The organism is uncultured Friedmanniella sp., from assembly GCF_964244285.1.
Taxonomy (GTDB): domain Bacteria; phylum Actinomycetota; class Actinomycetes; order Propionibacteriales; family Propionibacteriaceae; genus Microlunatus.
Genome location: NZ_CAXTHT010000001.1, coordinates 427,190 through 445,651, shown reverse-complemented (window position 1 = coordinate 445,651; position 18,462 = coordinate 427,190). Strand labels below are relative to the sequence as shown.

13 protein-coding genes, 1 tRNA gene and 2 pseudogenes are annotated in these 18,462 nt (G+C 73.5%); 13 read left to right on the top strand and 3 right to left on the bottom strand.

The features are described from left to right. Nucleotides 1-38: 38 nt before the first annotated feature. The 13 genes and pseudogenes from murD to pyk all read left to right on the top strand — a co-directional run bounded on the left by murD (nucleotide 39) and on the right by pyk (nucleotide 13,528). The gene (gene murD / locus ACFE7W_RS02100; RefSeq protein WP_375423110.1) at nucleotides 39-1,586 is read left to right on the top strand and encodes a UDP-N-acetylmuramoyl-L-alanine--D-glutamate ligase; all 1,548 of its coding nucleotides are present in this window, start codon (nucleotides 39-41) and stop codon (nucleotides 1,584-1,586) included. A 99-nt stretch (nucleotides 1,587-1,685) separates the two neighbouring features. After that, entirely contained in the window at nucleotides 1,686-2,945 is a 1,260-nt protein-coding gene (gene ftsW / locus ACFE7W_RS02095; RefSeq protein ID WP_375423109.1) for a putative lipid II flippase FtsW, read from the top strand. After that, nucleotides 2,942-4,069 carry a glycosyltransferase gene (locus ACFE7W_RS02090; protein ID WP_375423108.1) on the top strand — a complete coding sequence of 376 codons (1,128 nt, stop codon included), beginning with the start codon at nucleotides 2,942-2,944 and terminating at the stop codon, nucleotides 4,067-4,069. The genes ftsW and ACFE7W_RS02090 overlap by 4 nt, the downstream gene beginning before the upstream one ends. Further along, nucleotides 4,056-5,489, top strand: a complete 1,434-nt coding sequence (gene murC, locus ACFE7W_RS02085; RefSeq protein WP_375423107.1) for a UDP-N-acetylmuramate--L-alanine ligase — start codon at nucleotides 4,056-4,058, stop codon at nucleotides 5,487-5,489. The genes ACFE7W_RS02090 and murC overlap by 14 nt, the downstream gene beginning before the upstream one ends. Next, nucleotides 5,486-6,250 carry a cell division protein FtsQ/DivIB gene (locus ACFE7W_RS02080; protein ID WP_375423106.1) on the top strand — a complete coding sequence of 255 codons (765 nt, stop codon included), beginning with the start codon at nucleotides 5,486-5,488 and terminating at the stop codon, nucleotides 6,248-6,250. Before murC ends, ACFE7W_RS02080 begins: the two co-directional genes overlap by 4 nt. Nucleotides 6,251-6,508: 258 nt before the next feature. Then, nucleotides 6,509-7,586: pseudogene (gene ftsZ / locus ACFE7W_RS02075) on the top strand (cell division protein FtsZ); the annotation flags it as partial. A gap of 529 nt (nucleotides 7,587-8,115) precedes the next feature. After that, a pseudogene (locus ACFE7W_RS02070) lies at nucleotides 8,116-8,409 on the top strand (cell division protein SepF); the annotation flags it as partial. 116 nt (nucleotides 8,410-8,525) lie between these two features. After that, entirely contained in the window at nucleotides 8,526-8,819 is a 294-nt protein-coding gene (locus ACFE7W_RS02065; RefSeq protein ID WP_375423105.1) for a YggT family protein, read from the top strand. Between the two features lie 126 nt (nucleotides 8,820-8,945). After that, nucleotides 8,946-9,839, top strand: coding sequence for a DivIVA domain-containing protein (locus tag ACFE7W_RS02060; protein ID WP_375423523.1), 894 nt, complete (start codon nucleotides 8,946-8,948; stop codon nucleotides 9,837-9,839). 185 nt (nucleotides 9,840-10,024) lie between these two features. After that, entirely contained in the window at nucleotides 10,025-10,504 is a 480-nt protein-coding gene (locus ACFE7W_RS02055) for a TraR/DksA family transcriptional regulator (RefSeq protein WP_375423104.1), read from the top strand. Beyond that, on the top strand, nucleotides 10,477-11,061 hold the full coding sequence (locus ACFE7W_RS02050) for a signal peptidase II (RefSeq protein WP_375423103.1): 585 nt from the start codon (nucleotides 10,477-10,479) through the stop codon (nucleotides 11,059-11,061). The genes ACFE7W_RS02055 and ACFE7W_RS02050 overlap by 28 nt, the downstream gene beginning before the upstream one ends. Then, nucleotides 11,054-11,980 carry an RluA family pseudouridine synthase gene (locus ACFE7W_RS02045; protein ID WP_375423102.1) on the top strand — a complete coding sequence of 309 codons (927 nt, stop codon included), beginning with the start codon at nucleotides 11,054-11,056 and terminating at the stop codon, nucleotides 11,978-11,980. Before ACFE7W_RS02050 ends, ACFE7W_RS02045 begins: the two co-directional genes overlap by 8 nt. A gap of 132 nt (nucleotides 11,981-12,112) precedes the next feature. Then, nucleotides 12,113-13,528, top strand: a complete 1,416-nt coding sequence (gene pyk, locus ACFE7W_RS02040) for a pyruvate kinase (RefSeq protein ID WP_375423101.1) — start codon at nucleotides 12,113-12,115, stop codon at nucleotides 13,526-13,528. A gap of 196 nt (nucleotides 13,529-13,724) precedes the next feature. On the opposite strand, the gene ACFE7W_RS02035 is transcribed toward pyk, so the two are convergent. The 3 genes from ACFE7W_RS02035 to ACFE7W_RS02025 form a co-directional block, all read right to left on the bottom strand. Then, a tRNA-Leu gene (locus tag ACFE7W_RS02035) sits at nucleotides 13,725-13,807 on the bottom strand. A gap of 39 nt (nucleotides 13,808-13,846) precedes the next feature. Further along, nucleotides 13,847-15,412, bottom strand: a complete 1,566-nt coding sequence (locus ACFE7W_RS02030; RefSeq protein WP_375423100.1) for an ABC transporter ATP-binding protein — start codon at nucleotides 15,410-15,412, stop codon at nucleotides 13,847-13,849. Further along, nucleotides 15,409-18,456, bottom strand: a complete 3,048-nt coding sequence (locus tag ACFE7W_RS02025) for a hypothetical protein (protein ID WP_375423099.1) — start codon at nucleotides 18,454-18,456, stop codon at nucleotides 15,409-15,411. The genes ACFE7W_RS02030 and ACFE7W_RS02025 overlap by 4 nt, the downstream gene beginning before the upstream one ends. Nucleotides 18,457-18,462: the final 6 nt, after the last annotated feature.

The following is an 18,462-nucleotide window of genomic DNA, read 5'->3' as shown; positions in this document are numbered from 1 at the left end:
CCGGCGGCGCGCCGGACCGTGCCTGATTGGGTGCCCCGATGACCTCACCTGATTGGCTCAGCTCGGCTGACGGCGCGTCGGACTGGTCGCAGGCGCACGTCGTGGTGGCCGGGGTCGGGGTCTCCGGCTTCGCGGCGGCGGACGGGCTGCTGCAGTTCGGGGCCCGGGTCACCGTGCTGGACGATCTGGCCAGCGAGGCGAACGCCGACAAGGGCGCGTTGCTGGAGGTGCTGGGCGGGACGGTCCGGCTGGGGCCGGGGTCGACCGCGGTGCTGCCCGCCGACGCCGACCTGGTCATCACCACCGGCTGGTCACCGACGGCTCCGTTGCTGACCCAGGCTGCCCAGCGCGCGGTGCCGATCTGGAGCGAGGTCGAGCTGGCGTGGCGGCTGAGCCGGCCGGCCAAGGCGATCCCGTGGCTCGGCATCACCGGCACCAACGGCAAGACCACCACCACCCAGATGCTGGCCGCGATGCTCAGCGCGTCGGGGCTGCGGACCGCGGCGGTCGGCAACATCGGCCGTCCGGTGATGGAGATCGTGCTCGACCCCGAGCCGTACGACGTGCTGGCCGTCGAGCTGTCCAGCCACCAGCTGCACTGGTCGCACTCGCTGGCCCTGCACTCGGCTGCCGTGCTCAACCTGCAGCCGGACCACCTGGAGTGGCACGGCTCCTTCGAGGCGTACGCGGCGGCCAAGGCCGGCATCTACGAGCGGGTCGCGGTCAGCTGCGTCTACAACGTCGCCGACCCTGCCACCGAGAAGATGGTCGAGGAGGCCGAGGTGGTCGAGGGCGCCCGCGCCATCGGCTTCACCCTCGGGACGCCCGGGCCGTCCATGGTCGGCGTCGTCGAGGACCTGCTCGTCGACCGCGCGTTCATCGAGCAGCGCCGCGACTCCGCACTCGAGCTGGCCAAGCTCAGCGACGTCACCCCGTTCGCCCCGCACAACGTGGCCAACGCGCTCGCCGCCGCGGCGCTGGCCCGTTCCTACGGGGTGCACCCGACAGCGGTCCGCGACGGTCTGCGCAACGTCACCCTCGGCTCGCACAAGATCCAGACCGTGACCACGCGGGACGGCGTCCGCTGGGTCGACGACTCCAAGGCCACCAACCCGCACGCCGCGGACGCGGCCCTGCGGGCGTTCGGCTCGGATGCGACCCCGCACGCCTTCGGCGGGACCGGGCCCGACGACCCAGAGCACACCGGAGGCCCGGGGGGCAAGGTGGTCTGGATCGCCGGCGGCCAGGCCAAGGGCACGACCTTCGACGAGCTCGTCAGCGCCCACGCCGACCGGCTGCGGGGCGCGGTGCTGCTCGGCGTGGACCGCGGGGTGATCGCCGACGCGCTCGCTCGACACGCGCCCGAGGTCCCCGTGCGGGTCATCACCTCAACAGAGACTGGTGCCATGACGCAGGCCGTGGCGGCGGCTGCGTCGCTGGCTCGGCCCGGCGACGTGGTGCTGCTCGCCCCGGGGTGCGCCAGCAAGGACATGTACAGCGACTACGCCGCCCGCGGCCACGCCTTCGTCGAGGCGATCCGGGCGCTCACGGCCGGACCCGGTACGGGCCCGGCCGGGACGGCGTAGCCGAGCGGCAGAAGGAGCACCCAGGCTGTGGCGACACTGATTCCCCCGCGAGTCCCCCCGCGGGAGAGCGCCCCCACAGCGGCCTCGGACAAGCGTCAGGTGCTGGCGACCCCGCCGCGTGCCGGGATGACGCGCGAGGTGCTCGGCTGGCTGCGTGCGGTGCTCGACCGGCCGATGACGAGCTACCACCTGGTGCTGGGCTCGGTCGCGCTGCTGCTGATCCTCGGGCTGATGATGGTGCTGTCGGCGTCCAGCGTCATCGCCTACGTCAACTTCGACGGCGACTCCTACCACTACCTGAAGCGGCAGGCCGCGTTCGTGGTGGCGGGCGTCATCGGCGCCGTGGTGATGATGCGGCTGCCGGCGAAGGCGCTGCGGGCCCTGGGCTGGTTCGGGATGGGGCTGGCGCTGGTGCTGCTCACGCTGACCTACAGCTCGCTGGGGCGGGAGATCAACGGCAACCGGAACTGGCTCTACCTGGGGTCGGACGCCTTCACCATCCAGCCGGCCGAGTTCGCGAAGCTGGCCATGATCGTCTGGGGTGCGGACGTGCTGGCCCGCAAGCAGCGGCTGTTGAACCGGCCGATGCACCTGCTGGTCCCGTACCTGCCCGTGAGCGGGCTGCTGATCCTGCTGGTGGTCTTCCAGGGCGACGCGGGGACGGCGGTCGTGATGGCCGCGATCGTCGCGGGCGTGCTGTTCATCGTCGGCGCCCCGCTCCGCGTGCTCGGCCTGCTGGGCGGCGTCGGGGGCCTCGGGGTGGTCGGGCTCTTCGTCACCAGCCCGAACCGGATGCGTCGGCTGGCCGCCTTCCTGAACTCCGGCGCCGACCTCGACGGGGCCAACGACCAGACCAACGCCGGCCTGGAGGCCATCGCCTCCGGCGGCTGGTGGGGGGTCGGCCTCGGCGGCAGCCGGCAGAAGTGGGGCAGCCTGCCCGAAGCCCACACCGACTTCATCTTCGCCGTCCTCGGCGAGGAGTTCGGCCTCTTCGGCAGCCTCGTGGTGCTCGGGTTGTTCCTGGTGCTGGGCTACGCCGGCATCCGCATCGCCACCCGCTCCGACGACCCGTTCGCCCGCTACATCGCGGGCGGGGTCACCACCTGGTTCATGGTCCAGGCCCTGATCAACCTGGCGGTCGTGCTGCGGCTGCTGCCGGTCGCGGGCGTGCCGCTACCCCTGGTCTCCTACGGCGGCTCGGCCCTGCTGGCCAACCTGCTGGCCGTCGGGCTGCTCCTGGGCTGCGCCCGCCGCGAGCCGGCCGCCCGCAAGGTGCTGGCCAAGCGGTCCTCCGGCGGCCGCGCCCGGGTCAGCACGGTGGTGGGCTCGCGCACCGGCCGCGCCCGGGCTCGCGGATGAGTGCGCGCCGGACCGGACTCCCACCCTCGGTCGTGCTCGCGGGCGGCGGCACGTCCGGTCACACCTCGCCTCTGATCGCGACCGCCGAGGAGCTGCAGCGGCAGCGCCCCGACGCGCGGCTGACGGCGGTGGGCACCGCCCGCGGGCTGGAGGTCACCGTGGTCCCGGCGGCCGGGCTGACGCTCGAGCTGATCCCGCCCGTCCCGCTGCCCCGCCGCCCCGGAGTCGACCAGGCCCTCGTCGGCGCCCGGCTGTGGCGGGCCGTCGACGCCTCGCGGGCGGTGCTGCGCCGGACCCGGGCCGACGTCGTGCTGGGCTTCGGCGGCTACGTGTCCACCCCGGTCTACCTGGCCGCCCGACGGCTCGGCCTGCCCATCGTGCTGCACGAGCAGAACGCCCTGCCCGGCCTGGCGAACAAGCTCGCGGCGCGGCTCACCCGGCACGTCTACACGTCCTTCCCCGACACCCCGCTGCCGCACGCCCGCTACCTCGGCCTGCCGCTGCGCCGCTCCATCACCACCCTCGACCGGCCCGCCGCTCGGGGACCGGCGCGCACCGGGTTCGGGCTGCCCGCCGAGGGTCCGGTGCTGCTGGTCAGCGGCGGCTCCCAGGGCGCGGCCAGTATCAACCGCGCGGTGCTCGGCGCCCGGTCCGCACTGCTCGCCGCGGGGATCTCGGTGCTGCACGTCCTCGGACCCAAGAACCTGACCGAGGAGACGTCGGGGCAGACCGACGGGGCCACGGGGGCGGTCTACCGGCCGCTCGGCTACGTGGACGCGATGGAGGACGCCTACGCCGCGGCGGACCTGATGCTCGGCCGCTGCGGCGCCAGCACCGTCCTGGAGACCGCTGCGGTGACCCTGCCGACGGTCTTCGTGCCCTACCCCCACGGCAACGGCGAGCAGGCCCGCAACGCCGCTCACGTGGTCTCGGCCGGCGCCGGCCTGCTGCTGGCCGACGCGGACTGCACCCCGGCCTGGGTCGAGGCGACGATCCCGGCGCTGCTGAGAGACACCGACCGGCTGGCCGGGATGACGGCGGCCCTCCGCGGTGTTGCCCGGCTGGACGCCGCGGCCGAGCTGGCGTCGCGGACGTTGGAGGTCTCCACCCATGCCACTCGTTGACCCGGTCGAGCTGGTCCCGGCGGCTGAGCTGGGCCCGGTCCACTTCATCGCCATCGGCGGCTCCGGGATGAACGGGATCGCCACCATGCTGGTCCAGCTGGGCGTACGCGTCAGCGGCAGCGACCGCAGCGACTCCGCCTACCTCCGCGCCCTCGAGACCGCCGGCGCCCGCGTGCACGTCGGGCACGCCGCCGACCAGCTCGGCGACGCCCGGACCGTGGTGGCCTCCTCGGCCATCCGCGAGGACAACCCCGAGCTGGCCGAGGCCCGGGGGCGGGGCCTGCGGGTGCTGCACCGCAGCGCCGCGCTCGGCTCCCTGATGCTCGGCCACCGCGGGGTGGCGGTGGCGGGGACGCACGGCAAGACGACCACCACGGCCATGCTGGCCCGCGTGCTGACCGGCTGCGGGCTGGACCCCTCGTTCGTCATCGGCGGTGCGCCGACCGGCACCAAGACCGGCGGGCACCTGGGCGGCGGTGAGGTGATGGTCGTCGAGGCCGACGAGAGCGACGGCTCGTTCCTGCAGTACCCGGCCGAGGTCGCGGTCGTCACCAACGTCGACCCCGACCACCTCAGCAACTGGGGCAACGCCGAGAACTACGCCGACGGCTTCCTCCGCTTCGCCACCGCCGAGCGGGTCCGGCTGCTGGTGGTCAGCGCGGACGACCCGGGCGCGGTCACCCTGACCCGGCGGGTCCGTGCCGCGGTGGCCGGCCGTGCCGAGCCGCTGCAGATCGTCACCTTCGGCGAGCATCCGGACGCCGACGTCCGGATCAGCGACGCCGGCTTCGCGGGTACGGGCTCCTCGTTCGTCCTCACGGCCGGTGACACGGGGGGACCGGTCGCGCTCGCCGTGCCCGGCCACTACAACGTGCTGAACGCCGCGGCCTGCTACGCCGTCGCCACCTGGCTCGGGGCTCCGGAGGCGGCCGTCCGCGAGCAGCTGGACGGCTACGCGGGCACCAACCGGCGCTTCCAGCTGGTGGGCACGGTGGACGGTATCCGCGTCTTCGACGACTACGCCCACCACCCCACCGAGGTCCGCAACACCCTGCTGGCCGCCCGGACCGGCGTGGGTGAGGGCCGGGTGGTCGTCTGCTTCCAGCCGCACCTCTACACCCGGACCCGAGACTTCTCCACGGAGTTGGCGGCGGCCCTCGAGCTGGCCGACGAGGCCGTGGTGATGGACGTCTGCGGGGACCGCGAGGATCCGATTCCCGGCATCGACGGCGCCCTCGTGGCCGACGCCGTCGGCGGCCGGACCCACGTCACCTACGAGCCGGACTGGGACGCCGCGGCGCCCACCGTGGCCCGGATCGCCCGCCCCGGCGACCTGGTGATCACCGTCGGCTGCGGGGACGTCACCCTGGTCGCGCCCCAGATCGTCACCGCCCTGACCCTGACCCGAGGAGCCGTATGAGCCCCACCGTCGTCGACACCCGACGGGCTCCCGGCACCGCCAGCTCGGGCGCCTCCGTCCCCGGGCCGTTGCGCGCCGAGCTGCAGCGGCGCCGCTCCCGGCGTCGGGCGCTGATCCGGGCCGGGTTGGTGCTCGTCCTCGTGCTGCTGCTCGCGGTCGCCGGCTGGCTGGTCGGGTTCTCCTCCGTCCTCGCCGCCCGGACCGTGACGGTGAGCGGGCAGCACCATGTCACCGCGGCCGAGGTGCGCACCGCCGCCGCGGTCCCGCTCGGGGTGCCGCTGGCCCGCCAGGACCTCGACGCCGTCGCGCAGCGCGTCGCCACGCTGCCGCGGGTCGACTCCGTGCACGTGGTGCGGGACTGGCCCCACACGGTGGCGGTGAGCGTGGTCGAGCGGCGGCCACTGCTGGCCGTCCCGCAGCCGGACGGCTACGCCCTGGTCGACGGGCACGGGGTCGCGTACGAGACCAGCAGCTCCATCCCGGACGGCGTGCTGCGGACCGACGCCGATCCCACCGCGACCCCGTTGATGGTGCAGCTGGGCGTCGTCGCGGCGGCGCTGCCCGAGGGGCTCCGTGGCCGGGTGACCCGGCTGCAGGCGACGTCGGTCGAGGACATCACCCTCGACCTGAGCGGCGGGATCGTCGTGCACTGGGGGAGCGCGAGCGAGTCCCCGCTCAAGGCCCAGGTCGTGACCGCCCTGCGCAAGAAGGCGAAGACCTCGATCGACGTGTCGGCCCCGCACAACCCGGCCGTCCGCTGACCTCATTCCTCCGCGCTCGGAGACGGGACGCCTCGGCGGTGCGGGAGTCGACCTCTAGTACAGGGTGAGCAATTGCGGTGATCCGCAGGTCCGTTGGCGTGTCACCGGCTCTCAGATGGACACTCCGTCCGTCCGTCTCATAGCCTCGTGCGCAACGCCGGTCGTCCCCTCCCGAGCCCCTTCCCCGTCGACTGCAGGTCGAGACTTTCCGTGCGCCAACCAGTCGGTCCCCAGCAAGAAGAAGAGGCGGAACAACCCGTGGTCTCTGCATCACAGAACTACCTGGCCATCATCAAGGTGGTCGGGGTCGGCGGCGGCGGCGTCAACGCCGTCAACCGCATGATCGAGGCCGGGCTCCGGGGGGTCGAGTTCATCGCGGTCAACACCGACGCGCAGGCGCTGCTGATGAGCGATGCCGACGTCAAGCTCGACATCGGTCGGGAGCTCACCCGCGGCCTCGGCGCCGGGGCCGACCCCGACAAGGGTCGGCAGGCGGCTGAGGACCACGCGCAGGACATCGAGGACGCCCTCAAGGGCGCCGACATGGTCTTCGTCACGGCGGGGGAGGGCGGCGGCACGGGGACCGGTGGCGCCCCCGTGGTGGCCCGGATCGCGCGGGCGCTCGGCGCCCTGACCATCGGGGTGGTGACGCGGCCCTTCTCCTTCGAGGGCAAGCGCCGCGCGACCCAGGCCGAGTCCGGCATCGCCGGCCTCCGCGAAGAGGTCGACACCCTGATCGTCATCCCGAACGACAAGCTGCTGCAGATGGTCGACCACCAGATCGCCATCCTGGACGCGTTCAAGCAGGCCGACCAGGTGCTGATGCAGGGTGTCTCCGGCATCACCGACCTGATCACCACGCCCGGCCTGATCAACCTGGACTTCGCCGACGTCAAGGCCGTCATGTCCAACGCCGGGTCGGCGCTGATGGGCATCGGTTCGGCCCGCGGTGAGGACCGGGCCCGGGCCGCCGCCGAGATGGCCGTCTCGTCCCCGCTGCTCGAGGCGAGCATCGACGGTGCCCGGGGCGTCCTGCTCTCGATCGCCGGCGGCTCCGACCTCGGCCTGTTCGAGGTCTCCGCCGCGGCCAACCTCATCCAGGCCGCCGCGCACGAGGACGCGAACATCATCTTCGGCACCGTCATCGACGACGCGCTCGGCGACGAGGTCAAGGTCACCGTCATCGCGGCCGGCTTCGAGGGCGGCCAGCCGCCGCGCCGCCAGCCGGGGATCAGCCGAGCCCCCGCGCTGCCCAACGGCGGTGCGCGGCCCAGTACGCCCGCCGCCGGACCGGGCCAGTCCTCCGGCTCCGGCCCGTCGACCTCGGCCGCGCCCCAGCAGAGCGGCCAGTTCCCCGCCGGGGCCGGTTCCGCGCCGCGCCCGGCGGCCCCGTCGACCTCCACGGTGCCCCAGCAGCAGCAGCCGCCGGCGCGTCCGAGCCGGCCGGCCGACGACGACGATCTGGACATCCCCGACTTCATGAAGTGAGCCGCCGGCGGGCTGCCGCCGAGGTCCGCGTGTCGGTGCTGCTCCTGACCGGCATCACCGGCGCCGGCCGGTAGCCTCAGCCGCAGCGCCGTCAGGTGCTGGGGAAACTGGTTCGGCTAGGCGAGGATGGGCAGATGGCGGAGAGACTGAAGCGAGCGGCAGCGTGGCTGGGTCTGGTCACCGACGACCGGTACGCCGACTACGACGACGCCGACGGCTCGGAGCGGACCGAAGGCATCAGCCGCGAGGAGCTGCTCGGTGAGCAGCAGCGGCAGCCGGCCAGCGTCACCCCGATCGAGGCCCGTCGGCCCGCGCCCGTCGCCCACGGGTCGACCCCTGTCCCGACCTCGGGAGCCACTGCGGCGCCCACCCCTCACCCTCGGACGGCTGACGTGTCCCGCATCATCACCGTGCACCCCCGGACCTACAACGAGGCGCGGACCATCGGTGAGCACTACCGCGACGGCGTCCCGGTGATCATGAACCTGACCGAGATGGAGGATGTCGACGCCAAGCGTCTCGTCGACTTCGCGGCCGGGCTGATCTTCGGCCTACGCGGCACCATCGAGCGCGTGACCAGCAAGGTCTTCCTGCTCTCCCCGCAGAACGTGACGGTCACCGCCGAGGACAAGGAACGTATCGCCGCGGGCGGGTTCTTCAACCAGAGCTGACCGCCGCGGCGGACCGACGGTGAAGCCCGTGCCGCCGTTGCGCCGAGGGCCTACGCTGGAGGTCTCCATATCGTCGCTCGACGCCGGTTGGCCGTACAGAACAGGTTGCCTTTCCCGTGATCATCATCGGTCTTCTCATCCGCTACGCGCTGAGTGCCTTCCTGCTGCTCCTCTTCGGTCGCATGATCCTGTCCTGGGTTCCGGTGCTGGTGCGCGACTGGCAGCCGCGGGGGCCCATGCTCGTGGTGGCCGAGGTCATCTACTCCATCACCGACCCGCCGCTGCGGGCGCTGCGCAAGGTCCTGCGCCCGGTCCGGATCGGCAACGTGATGCTCGATCTGGCCTTCATCGGCCTGTTCATCCTGGTCAGCATCCTGCAGCAGGTCAACGCTTCGATCTTCTTCCGCTGAGCCGGTCAGCCCGCCGGGAAAGGCGTCACGACAGGGGCGAGTGATGTGTGTTCGCCTGCCGGATTAGGTACGGTGACTGCGCCGGGTGAACCTACCCGGTCAACTGCCGAGTGTGCTGAGGTGAAGATGTCGCTGTCGTTGGACGATGTGCGCAACAAGCGGTTCCGCATGGCCCGCAAGTCCGGGTACGAGGTGCTGGAGGTCGACGAGTTCGTCGACGAGGTCGAGGAGACCTTCGGTCAGCTCTTCGAGGAGAACCAGAACCTCAAGAAGCAGGTCGAGGCTCTGAAGGCCGCTCCCGCCCCGCAGGCGAGCGCCGCCGCGCCGGCCGAGAAGGCTGTCCCGGTGGAGAGTGCCGCCCCGGTCGAGAAGGCCGCCCCGGCCGAGCCGCCGACCGCCGCAGCCCCCTCGCGGCCCGCCGGTGAACACATCGTGGTCACTACCGGCAAGGAAGCCAGCAGCGCCGTCGTCCGCCTGGTCGAGCTGACCACCCAGCAGTCCGAGCAGCTGGTGGCCGAGGCGACCGCCGAGGCGGAGCGGATCCGGCGCCAGGCCGGCGAGCACGCGTCCCAGGTCACCACCGACGCCCAGAACCGCGCTCAGAAGGTGGAAGGCGACGCCCGTACCCACGCCGAGCGGCTGCAGGCGGACGCGCTCAAGCGGGCCGAGTCGCTGGACCGCGAGACCGAGACCCGTCGTCGGGAGGTGTTCGGCGACCTCGAGCAGCAGCGCGACCAGCTCAGCTCGACCGTCACCGCGTTGCGGAACTTCGAGGCGACCTACCGGGGGAACCTGACCCGTCACCTGCAGAGCCAGATCGAGGTGCTCAGCTCCGGCCGGGAGGAGCCGGCCGACCCGCCGGCGGCCCTGGCCAACGGCTCCGCGTCCACGCAGGGCAACGCGGGCACTCCGGCCCCCGCAGGCGGCTCGGCCACCGCCGCGCAGGACGCTTCCACCCAGGGTGGCGGCACGCAGAGCGACACCCCCCGGCTGGACGCCCTGCTGGGCGACCAGCGCTGACCTTCGCACACGCCAGACCCGCAGGGCCCGCCTCGGCGGGCCCTGCGGCACGTCCGGGCCGGTCTCGCAGAGCGTCGAGCTCGCCCCGAGGCGAGCGGTGTGGCTAAGATTCGCGCCGATCGTTGAGTAAAGCGCGGACACCGCCTACTGTCTCTGCGTCACTCCAAACCCATAAGGGGTCCTCATTGTCCACGGCACGACAGGCACCGGCGATCCACGCCCTGCCGGTGAACGACTCCGCGCCCAGCAAGCACGTCGAGCCCACGAACGCCGGCTCGCTGCCGGTCCGGCCCGGTGAGGACGCGTGGACCGAGGCTGAGCTGGCCGAGGTGATCGAGGTCCTCGAGGCCGACATCGTCCGCTTCCGCGACCAGCTGGCCACCTCGACCGCCGAGCTCGTCGGTCTGCTGCGCGACGGCACCGAAGGTGCCGGCCGTGACCCCGCCGACGTCGGCTCGGCCAACTTCGAGCGGGACGCGGAGATGTCGCTGGCCAACAACGCCCGCGAGATGCTCGACCAGTCCAAGCTCGCCCTGCGGCACATCGAGCTCAGCACGTACGGCAGCTGCGACAACTGTGGCCAGCCGATCGGCAAGGGCCGGCTGCAGGCCTTCCCGCGCGCCACCCTGTGCGTCAAGTGCAAGCAGCGCGAGGAACGCCGATAGCGCAGACGGCGGCTGAGCAGCCCCCTCTCCTCACCGTCGGCCGACGACGTCGGCTGCTCGGGCTGTTCGCAGCCGTCGCCCTGACCGGGCTGGCGCTGGACGTCGTGACCAAGATCGTCGTGGTCGACCGGCTCCCGCCGCTGGTGCCGGTCCGGTTGCTGGGGGGTGCTCTCACCCTGCGGCTGATCCGCAACTCAGGAGCGGCCTTCTCCTCCGGCGAGCACTTCACCGCGCTGTTCGCGCTGGCCGCCTGCGCGGTCCTCGTCTTCGTCGGGATCAAGCTGGTCCCCCGGATCGGCCACCCGGCCTGGGCGGTGGCGCTGGGTCTGCTGTGTGCCGGCGTGGCGGGCAACCTGTCCGACCGGTTGTTCCGCGCGCCCGGCGTGCTGCGCGGCCACGTGGTCGACTTCCTCCAGCTACCGCACTGGCCGATCTTCAACGTGGCTGACATGTGCATCACCGGTGCGGCCGTGTTGATCATGGTCCTCGCGGTGATCAAGAACGTCGGGATCGGCGGCGAGCGGTACGCCCGCAGCGAGCGGCCGCGGCGTGGCTGAGCAGCGCGTCGTCCTCGTCCCGGACGGCCTCGAGGGCGAGCGGGCCGACGCGGCAGTGGCGCGGATGCTCGGTCTGTCCCGCAGCCGGAGCGCGGAGCTGATCGGACGCGGGCTGGTGCTGATGGACGGGACCGCGGTCGTCAAGTCGGACCGGGTCCTCGGCGGCGCGATGCTCGAGGTCGACCTCGACGAGGAGCCGCGCGAGGCCACCGTGGTGCCCGAGACGGTGTCCGGGCTGCGGATCGTGCACGACGACGACGACATCGTGGTGGTCGACAAGCCGGTCTGGGTGGCCGCCCATCCCAGCCTGGGCTGGACCGGCCCGTCGGTGCTCGGGCACCTCGCGGGAGCGGGCTTCCGGATCTCCACCTCCGGGGTGCCGGAGCGCCAGGGCATCGTCCAGCGCCTCGACGTCGGCACCTCCGGGCTGATGGTGGTGGCCAAGAGCGAGCGCGCGTACACCGTGCTGAAGCGGGCGTTCAAGAGCCGTTCGGTCGACAAGACCTACCACACGCTCGTCCAGGGGCATCCGGACCCGTTCACCGGCACGATCGACGCCCCCATCGGTCGCCATCCCGGGCCGGACTACAAGATGGCGGTCATCGCCGACGGCCGGCCCAGCGTGACCCACTACGACACGTTGGAGGCCTTCGTCGGCACCACGCTGCTCGAGGTCAAGCTGGAGACCGGCCGCACCCACCAGATCCGGGTGCACATGGCCGCGGTCAAGCATCCCTGCGCCGGTGACCCCACCTACGGCGCCGACCCCGTGCTCGCCGCGCGGCTGGGTCTGGAACGTCAGTGGCTGCACGCCGTCCGGCTCGGCTTCACCCACCCCACGACGGGCGAGCAGGTCGAGTTCACCTCGCCCTACCCGGCCGACCTGGAGCACGCCCTGGACGCCGTCCGCCAGCACTGACCCGCGCCCCGAGCCTGCCTCCGCTGGGCCTGCCGAGGGGTCGACGGCCTGGGAGAAGTCGCGGCTTCCGCCCACCGAACCAGTGGGCCGACCGGTCCGGACGTGCTCAGGTGGTCCCGCTAGTGTCGGATCGTGCGAAGAGCCAAAATTGTCTGCACGCTGGGACCTGCGTCCTCAGCGCCCGAACGTCTCATCGAGCTGGTCGCCGCGGGGATGGACGTCGCCCGGCTGAACATGAGCCACGGTGAGTACGCCGATCACGAGAGCAACCTGAAGAACGTCCGTGCCGCTTCCGTGGCCACGGGCCGTGCCGTCGGTGTGCTGGCCGACCTGCAGGGCCCCAAGATCCGGCTCGGCCGGTTCGCCAGCGGCAAGGAGACCCTGGTCGAGGGCGCGACCTTCGCGATCACCGTCGACGACATCGCCGGCGATGTGTCGCGGTGCTCGACCACCTACAAGGGACTGCCGGGCGACGTGACGGCGGGCGACCTGATCCTGATCGACGACGGCCGGCTGATGCTGAAGGCCACCGAGGTGACCGCCACCGACGTGGTCACCGAGGTGGTCGTGGGTGGACCGGTCAGCAACAACAAGGGCATCAACCTGCCCGGGGTCGCCGTCAGCGTGCCCGCGATGAGCGACAAGGACTGCGACGACCTGCGCTGGGCCCTGCAGCACGGGGTCGACATGGTGGCCCTGTCCTTCGTCCGCAGCGCCAAGGACGTCGAGATCGTGCACCAGATCATGGCCGAGGAGGGTCGGCGGGTCCCCGTGATCGCCAAGATCGAGAAGCCTCAGGCGGTCGACAACCTCGACGAGATCGTGGACGCCTTCGACGCCGTCATGGTCGCCCGCGGCGACCTGGGCGTCGAGCTGCCGCTCGAGGAGGTGCCGCTCGTCCAGAAGAGGATCGTCACCGCGGCCCGGCGCTGGGCCAAGCCCGTCATCGTCGCCACCCAGATGCTGGAGTCGATGATCTCCGCGCCCCGGCCGACCCGCGCCGAGGCCTCGGACGTGGCCAACGCCATCCTCGACGGTGCCGACGCGGTGATGCTGTCCGGTGAGACCAGCGTTGGTGAGTACCCGGTCGTCACGGTGCAGACCATGGCCCGCATCGTCGACAACACCGAGTCCCACGGCCTCGGCCAGGTCCAGGACATCGACTGGGACCCGCACACCACCAGCGGCGTCATCACCAAGGCGGCCGCCGAGGTGGGGGAGCGGATCGACGCGAAGTTCCTGGTCGCGTTCACCCACTCCGGCGACGCCGCCCGCCGGCTCTCCCGGCTGCGCTCCCCGATCCCGGTGCTCGCTTTCACCCCGATCGAACAGACCCGCGCCGCGCTGACCCTCAGCTGGGGCGTCGAGTCCTTCCTGGTCCCGATGGTCGGGCACACTGACGACATGATCCGCCAGGTCGACCAGGCCCTGATCGACACCGGTCGGATCTCCGAGGGCGAACGCGTCGTGATCGTCGCCGGCTCCCCTCCCGGCGTCGCCGGCCACACCAACATGGTCCGCGTCCGTCGCATCGGCGCGCCGCTCTGATGGTCTCCGCTTCGCTCCGGCTGCGGATCGGGCCATGTCGCGAATGGTCCGACTGAGCCGGGATCACGTGCGAGCGTCGCTAAGAGAGCGCCGCGTGGTGTCTGGACGACGAGCGAAGTGGACACGCTTTCCGTCCTCTGAGCGAGGAGGACGACAGCACGTTGAGGCGCGAACGAGCGTGAGCAGGACTGCACAGTGCCGGGGAGGGGAGTCGAACCCCCATGTCCTTGCGAACAGGCGGGTTTGAGCCGCCCGCGTATACCTTTCCGCCACCCCGGCCGGAGTGGAGTACCCGGCTGATCGTGCTCCGGGCGCGGATCAGTCTGCCACAGCGGGCGAGTCGGCCTCGGTCGTCGGTCCCAGCCTGAGGGTGCGGGGGGCGCGGGCCACGAAGCGCGGGTCGTGCGAGGCGACCAGCAGGGTGCGGCCGGCGGCGAGCTCGTCGAGGACGGCCGCGAGGACGGCGGTCGCGGAGGAGTCGTCCTGCTGGGAGGTGGGTTCGTCCAGCACCAGCAGTGGAGCATCGGCCAGCAGACAGCGGGCGAGCGAGGCCCGCTGCCACTCACCGCCCGACAGGTGGCTGGCCCGCCGGTCCAGCAGCGGGCCGAGACCGAGCGACTCGGCCAGCGCGTCCACCCGGGGCTGATCCACAGCCCGGCCGCGGACCGCCGCGCTGACCTGCAGGTTCTCACCGACGGTCAGCGTCTCGAGCAGGCTCCCGCGCTGGGGTGCGTAGCCGACCCAGTGCCGACGCAGCTGCGCCCGGGCCGTCCGGTCCTGGTCGCCCCACGAGGTGCCGCCGACCCGGACGGTGCCCGCGGTCGGGTCGCCCAGGCCGGCCACGAGGGCGAGCAGCGTGGACTTGCCCGAGCCGGACGGGCCGTCGACCACCGCCCAGTCGCCGGAGCCGAGGGTGAGGTCGAGGCCGGCGAACAGCGTCCGCTCGCCGTAGCGCACGCCGACCCCGCTGAGCGCCAGCACATCTGCGTCCGGGGGGACGACGACGGGCCGCGGCGGCGCAGGCGTCTCAGGAGACTGCTCGGGCGGAGCCGCACCGGCCACCGGACGCAACAGCAGGTCCGTCCCCCGCGTCTCGGCGACGTAGCCGGTGGGTGACCCGGCGGTGAGCAGCTCGGCCGGTACCCGGACCCAGCCGCGGCTGTCGGGCAGCTGCTCCTCGGCGGTGGATCCGGGATACCACTGCTCGGACGTCCGGCCGTGCCGGATGCGCACCGCCCGGTCGGCGAAGGCGATCGTCGCGGGGTCGTGGCTGACCAGGACGACGCCTGTCCCGGTGGCCGCGATGGCCGTGAGCAGATCGTGGACGGCCCGGGCGCCGGCCGCGTCCAGCGCGCCGGTCGGCTCGTCGGCCAGCACCAGCCGGGGACCGTGGGCGACCGCTGCGCAGATCGAGACGCGCTGCGCCTCGCCGCCGGAGAGCTCGGCGACCGGACGGCCGACGAGCCCGGCCAGACCCAGGTCGGCCAGCAGCTCCGCGGCCCGCGCCCGGGCCTGTCGCCGGGACGAGCCCGTCGTCCACAGCTGCAGCGCGACGTTGTCGACCACGCTCAGCTCGGGCAGCAGGCTGCGGTGGGCGTGCTGGTCGACCACCCCCACCGCGCGCGCCCGCCACCGCCGCCGATCGGCCGCGCCCATCGCCGTCAGGTCGGTCCCGGCCACCCGCACCGAGCCCGCGGCCACCGGCTGCTCGCCGGTCACGACCCGGAGCAGCGTCGACTTGCCCGAGCCGTTGGGCCCCTGGACGAGCAGCCGCTCCCCGGCGTCCAGGCTCAGGTCGGCCCCGCGCAGGGCCATCACCGGGCCGGCGTCCCCGGGGTAGGCCACGAAGGCATCGCGCACCTCGACCAGCGGGCCGCCGGTCACCGGGGCGCTCCGGTCGTGGTGGTGGGTCGGGGGCGGCGGTACGCGCCCGCCGTCAGGACGCCGATCCCGAGCAGAGCGACCAGCAGGCCGCCCAGACCGGCCGCCAGAGCCGGCAGCAACGGCAGCACCACCCGTAGCGGGGGGTCCACCGGCACGCCGCCCGGCCCGAGCGTGAGCACCCGGACGGCGACCCGGACCACCACCACGCCGCCCAGGGCTCCCAGCGGCAGGCCGATCAGCAGCAACGTGGCGCGGGTACGCAACACGCTCCGCAGTCCGGCCGGGCGCACCCCGTCCAGCTCCAGGGCGAGCTGGTCGGCAACCGAGGTCTCCAGGTCGGCGCGGACGGCGGTCAGCAGCCCCACCAGGGCCAGCAGCACGGTGGCCGCGCTGACCAGGCTGAAGAAGGCGGTCGTCCGGCTGCTGACGGGGTCGTCGTCGATCGCGGTCTCGAGGTCCGCCCGGTAGGAGAGCCCGACGTCGGCGGCCGCCGCCGGGGCCAGCGCGGTGCGGACGGCGGGCAAGGTGTCCGCCGGAGCGCTGACCCACAGCTGCGTCACCGCCGCCGTCCCCGGCGCGTAGCGGTCGAGGAGCGCGGCCACCTGTCCGCGTTCGGCCAGCACGAACCGGCCCTGGACCCCGGGGAGCCGGGGCAGCACGGCGACCACCCGGGCCGGCACCGACTGGCCGGAGACCGTCAGCGGGAGCCGGCCGTCCGCTCCGACCCGGGCGGCGGTCGTCGGGTCGACGGCGACCGGGATCGCGGGCCGCTCGGCCGCCGGGACGTACGTGGGGTCGAAGATCACGCGGGTCCCGGCGAGGCGGTAGTCCGCCACGAGCCGCTCCGCCGAGGCGCGGACGGTGGCCCGGTCGCTGCCCCAGGTGGCCCACGACCAGTCGAGGGACCCGGCGTCGACCTGGGCCGCGCCGAGCACCAGCCGGCCGCCGGCCAGCGCACGGTCCGTCGTGCCCTCGCCCACCCCGTGCTGCCGGTGCATCAGGTGCGAGGCCGACTCAGCCACCTCGATGGCCCGGACCTGCCGGGCCGGACCCGCGGGCAGGACGCCGGTGAGCACCGTGCCCGCGTGCCGCAGCGGCACCCGCTCCTCCCGTCCGTCCGCCCGTGCCGTCCAGAGGTCGACGGTGATGTCGTCGCTCCAGCCGCGGACCGCGAAGGAGATCCGACGCGCCTCGGTGGGCAGTACCGGGCCGGACGTCGACGCCGTCCCCGACGGGACCAGCCGGGCGGCGAGCTCCGCCGCGGACAGCTTGGAGCCGGTGGTGGCGGCGAAGCGGTGCACGGCGGGCAGGGCGTCCGGGTCCAGGCCGGTCAGCGGTACGGCGGCCGGGTGCTCGGTACCGGCGAAGACGGTGACGGAGCTGCCCACGACGGGGTGCACGGCGACCCCCGGAGAGACCGCGAGCAGGGCCGGGACGTCCACGGCGTCCAGCGGAGCGGGCACGGTGCCGCTGCCGTCGATCCGGACGTCGAGGGGGACGACGGCGGCCGCCTGGTCGGCGGCCGAGGAGTGCAGGCTGGACCGGTAGCCGGCGGTGAAGACCGCGAAGCAGCACGCAGTGGCGAGCAGCGCGGCCGCGGCCATCGGCAGCAGGGCCCGCCGCCGAGCCCCCAGGACGGCGACCCGGCGCAGGACCCCCGGCTGCCCACCGGCGCCCGCGGTGCCGGTCCCGGAGCGGTGAGCGAGGCTCAGCAGCGGTCGCCAGACGAGGGCGGTCAGCAGGCCGGTGGCGACCACGAGGGACATCACCAGCTGGGTCGGCAGGCTGCCCTCGGTGGCGGGGGTGCCGCTGGTCAGCACCAGCACCGGCAGCCCGACCGTGACCAGCAGCGCTGCGGCCAGGGCCCAGCCGGCCAGCGGCGCGGCGTCCGCGGGCCACCGGGTGACCAGGACGGTCAGCAGCACGGCGGCCACCGCCAGCGCCGCGAGGACGGGCCAGCAGGAGGTCACCGCCGCGAGCGCAGCCGACCAGGGTGCACTGCCGGCGAGCCGGCCGCCCAACCAGAGCACCGACCCGGCCGCACCCAGCAGCAGACCGGTGAGGACGGCGGCTGCGGCCTGCAGCACCAGCACCAGGTACACCTGGCCGGTCCGGGCCCCCCGGCGGGTGAGCACCCGAGCCAGGTGCTGGGTCCGCGGACGCAGCGCGGCGGCGACGACCACGCAGAAGCCGAGGACCAGCAGCCCCGACGCCGTCCCGAGAGCGCGTAGCCGCGTCGAGGCCTGCGCGGCCCGGTCGGCGGCTGCGGAGACGGCGGCCTCGGGCCAGCTCACCGCGAGCGGTCCGGCGTCGCCGACGGTCTCGGGCAACGCACCGAGGACCTGCGAGACGGTTCCCACGCCGCGTCGGGCCACGGCCCCGCCGTCGATGCTGCCGTACCAGGCGGTGTTGCGGCCGAAGAGCTCGAGAGCGCTCAGTCCGCCCAGCTGGTCCGGTTCGGCCGCGAGCAGCAGCGGCGCTCCCGGCGGGGCCAGCCCGAGGCCGGTGAGCCGGGAGTCGGTCAGCACCGCCGTCCCCGTCACGACCAGTCCGAGGCCGCGGGCGGCGCGTTGGGCGGCCGTGGTGACCGTCTGGCCGACGCCGGTGTCCGGGGTGACCGCCAGCACCTCGCACGAGGTGGGCCGGCAGCGGCTCGGCAGCCGCCCCGTCGTCAGCCGGACGCCGGCCGGCAGCGGGTCGATCGCCGCCACGGTGACGTCCTGACCGGCCAGCGCGAGCGGTCGGAACGTGAGGGAGTGGGAGGGGCGCTGCACCCCGACGTCTGTGAGCGCCGCCTGCACCTGCTGGCTGGCCCGGGCTGCGTCGGCGCCGGACATGACCCGGGTCGTCACCGCCAGCACGGACCGCTCCGAGGCCGGAAGCGCGTCCACCGCCGCCGTGGTGGCGGCGCGCGAGGCGTCCCCGGCCAGGCCCGCGGCGTAGACGGGCAGCAGCCCGGCGAGGCAGCTGCCCAGCGCGAGCAGCAGCCACAGGGCGGGCCGGTGCCGCAGCTCTGCGGCGGCCAGCGCGATCTCGACCCGCACTCGCCA

What these genes read in the sequence shown, in the direction of transcription:
- murD (WP_375423110.1), top strand. Translation starts at nt 39, where the DNA reads ATGACCTCACCTGATTGGCTCAGCTCGGCTGACGGCGCGTCGGACTGG.
- ACFE7W_RS02090 (WP_375423108.1), top strand. Translation starts at nt 2,942, where the DNA reads ATGAGTGCGCGCCGGACCGGACTCCCACCCTCGGTCGTGCTCGCGGGC.
- murC (WP_375423107.1), top strand. Translation starts at nt 4,056, where the DNA reads ATGCCACTCGTTGACCCGGTCGAGCTGGTCCCGGCGGCTGAGCTGGGC.
- ACFE7W_RS02080 (WP_375423106.1), top strand. Translation starts at nt 5,486, where the DNA reads ATGAGCCCCACCGTCGTCGACACCCGACGGGCTCCCGGCACCGCCAGC.
- ACFE7W_RS02060 (WP_375423523.1), top strand. Translation starts at nt 8,946, where the DNA reads ATGTCGCTGTCGTTGGACGATGTGCGCAACAAGCGGTTCCGCATGGCC.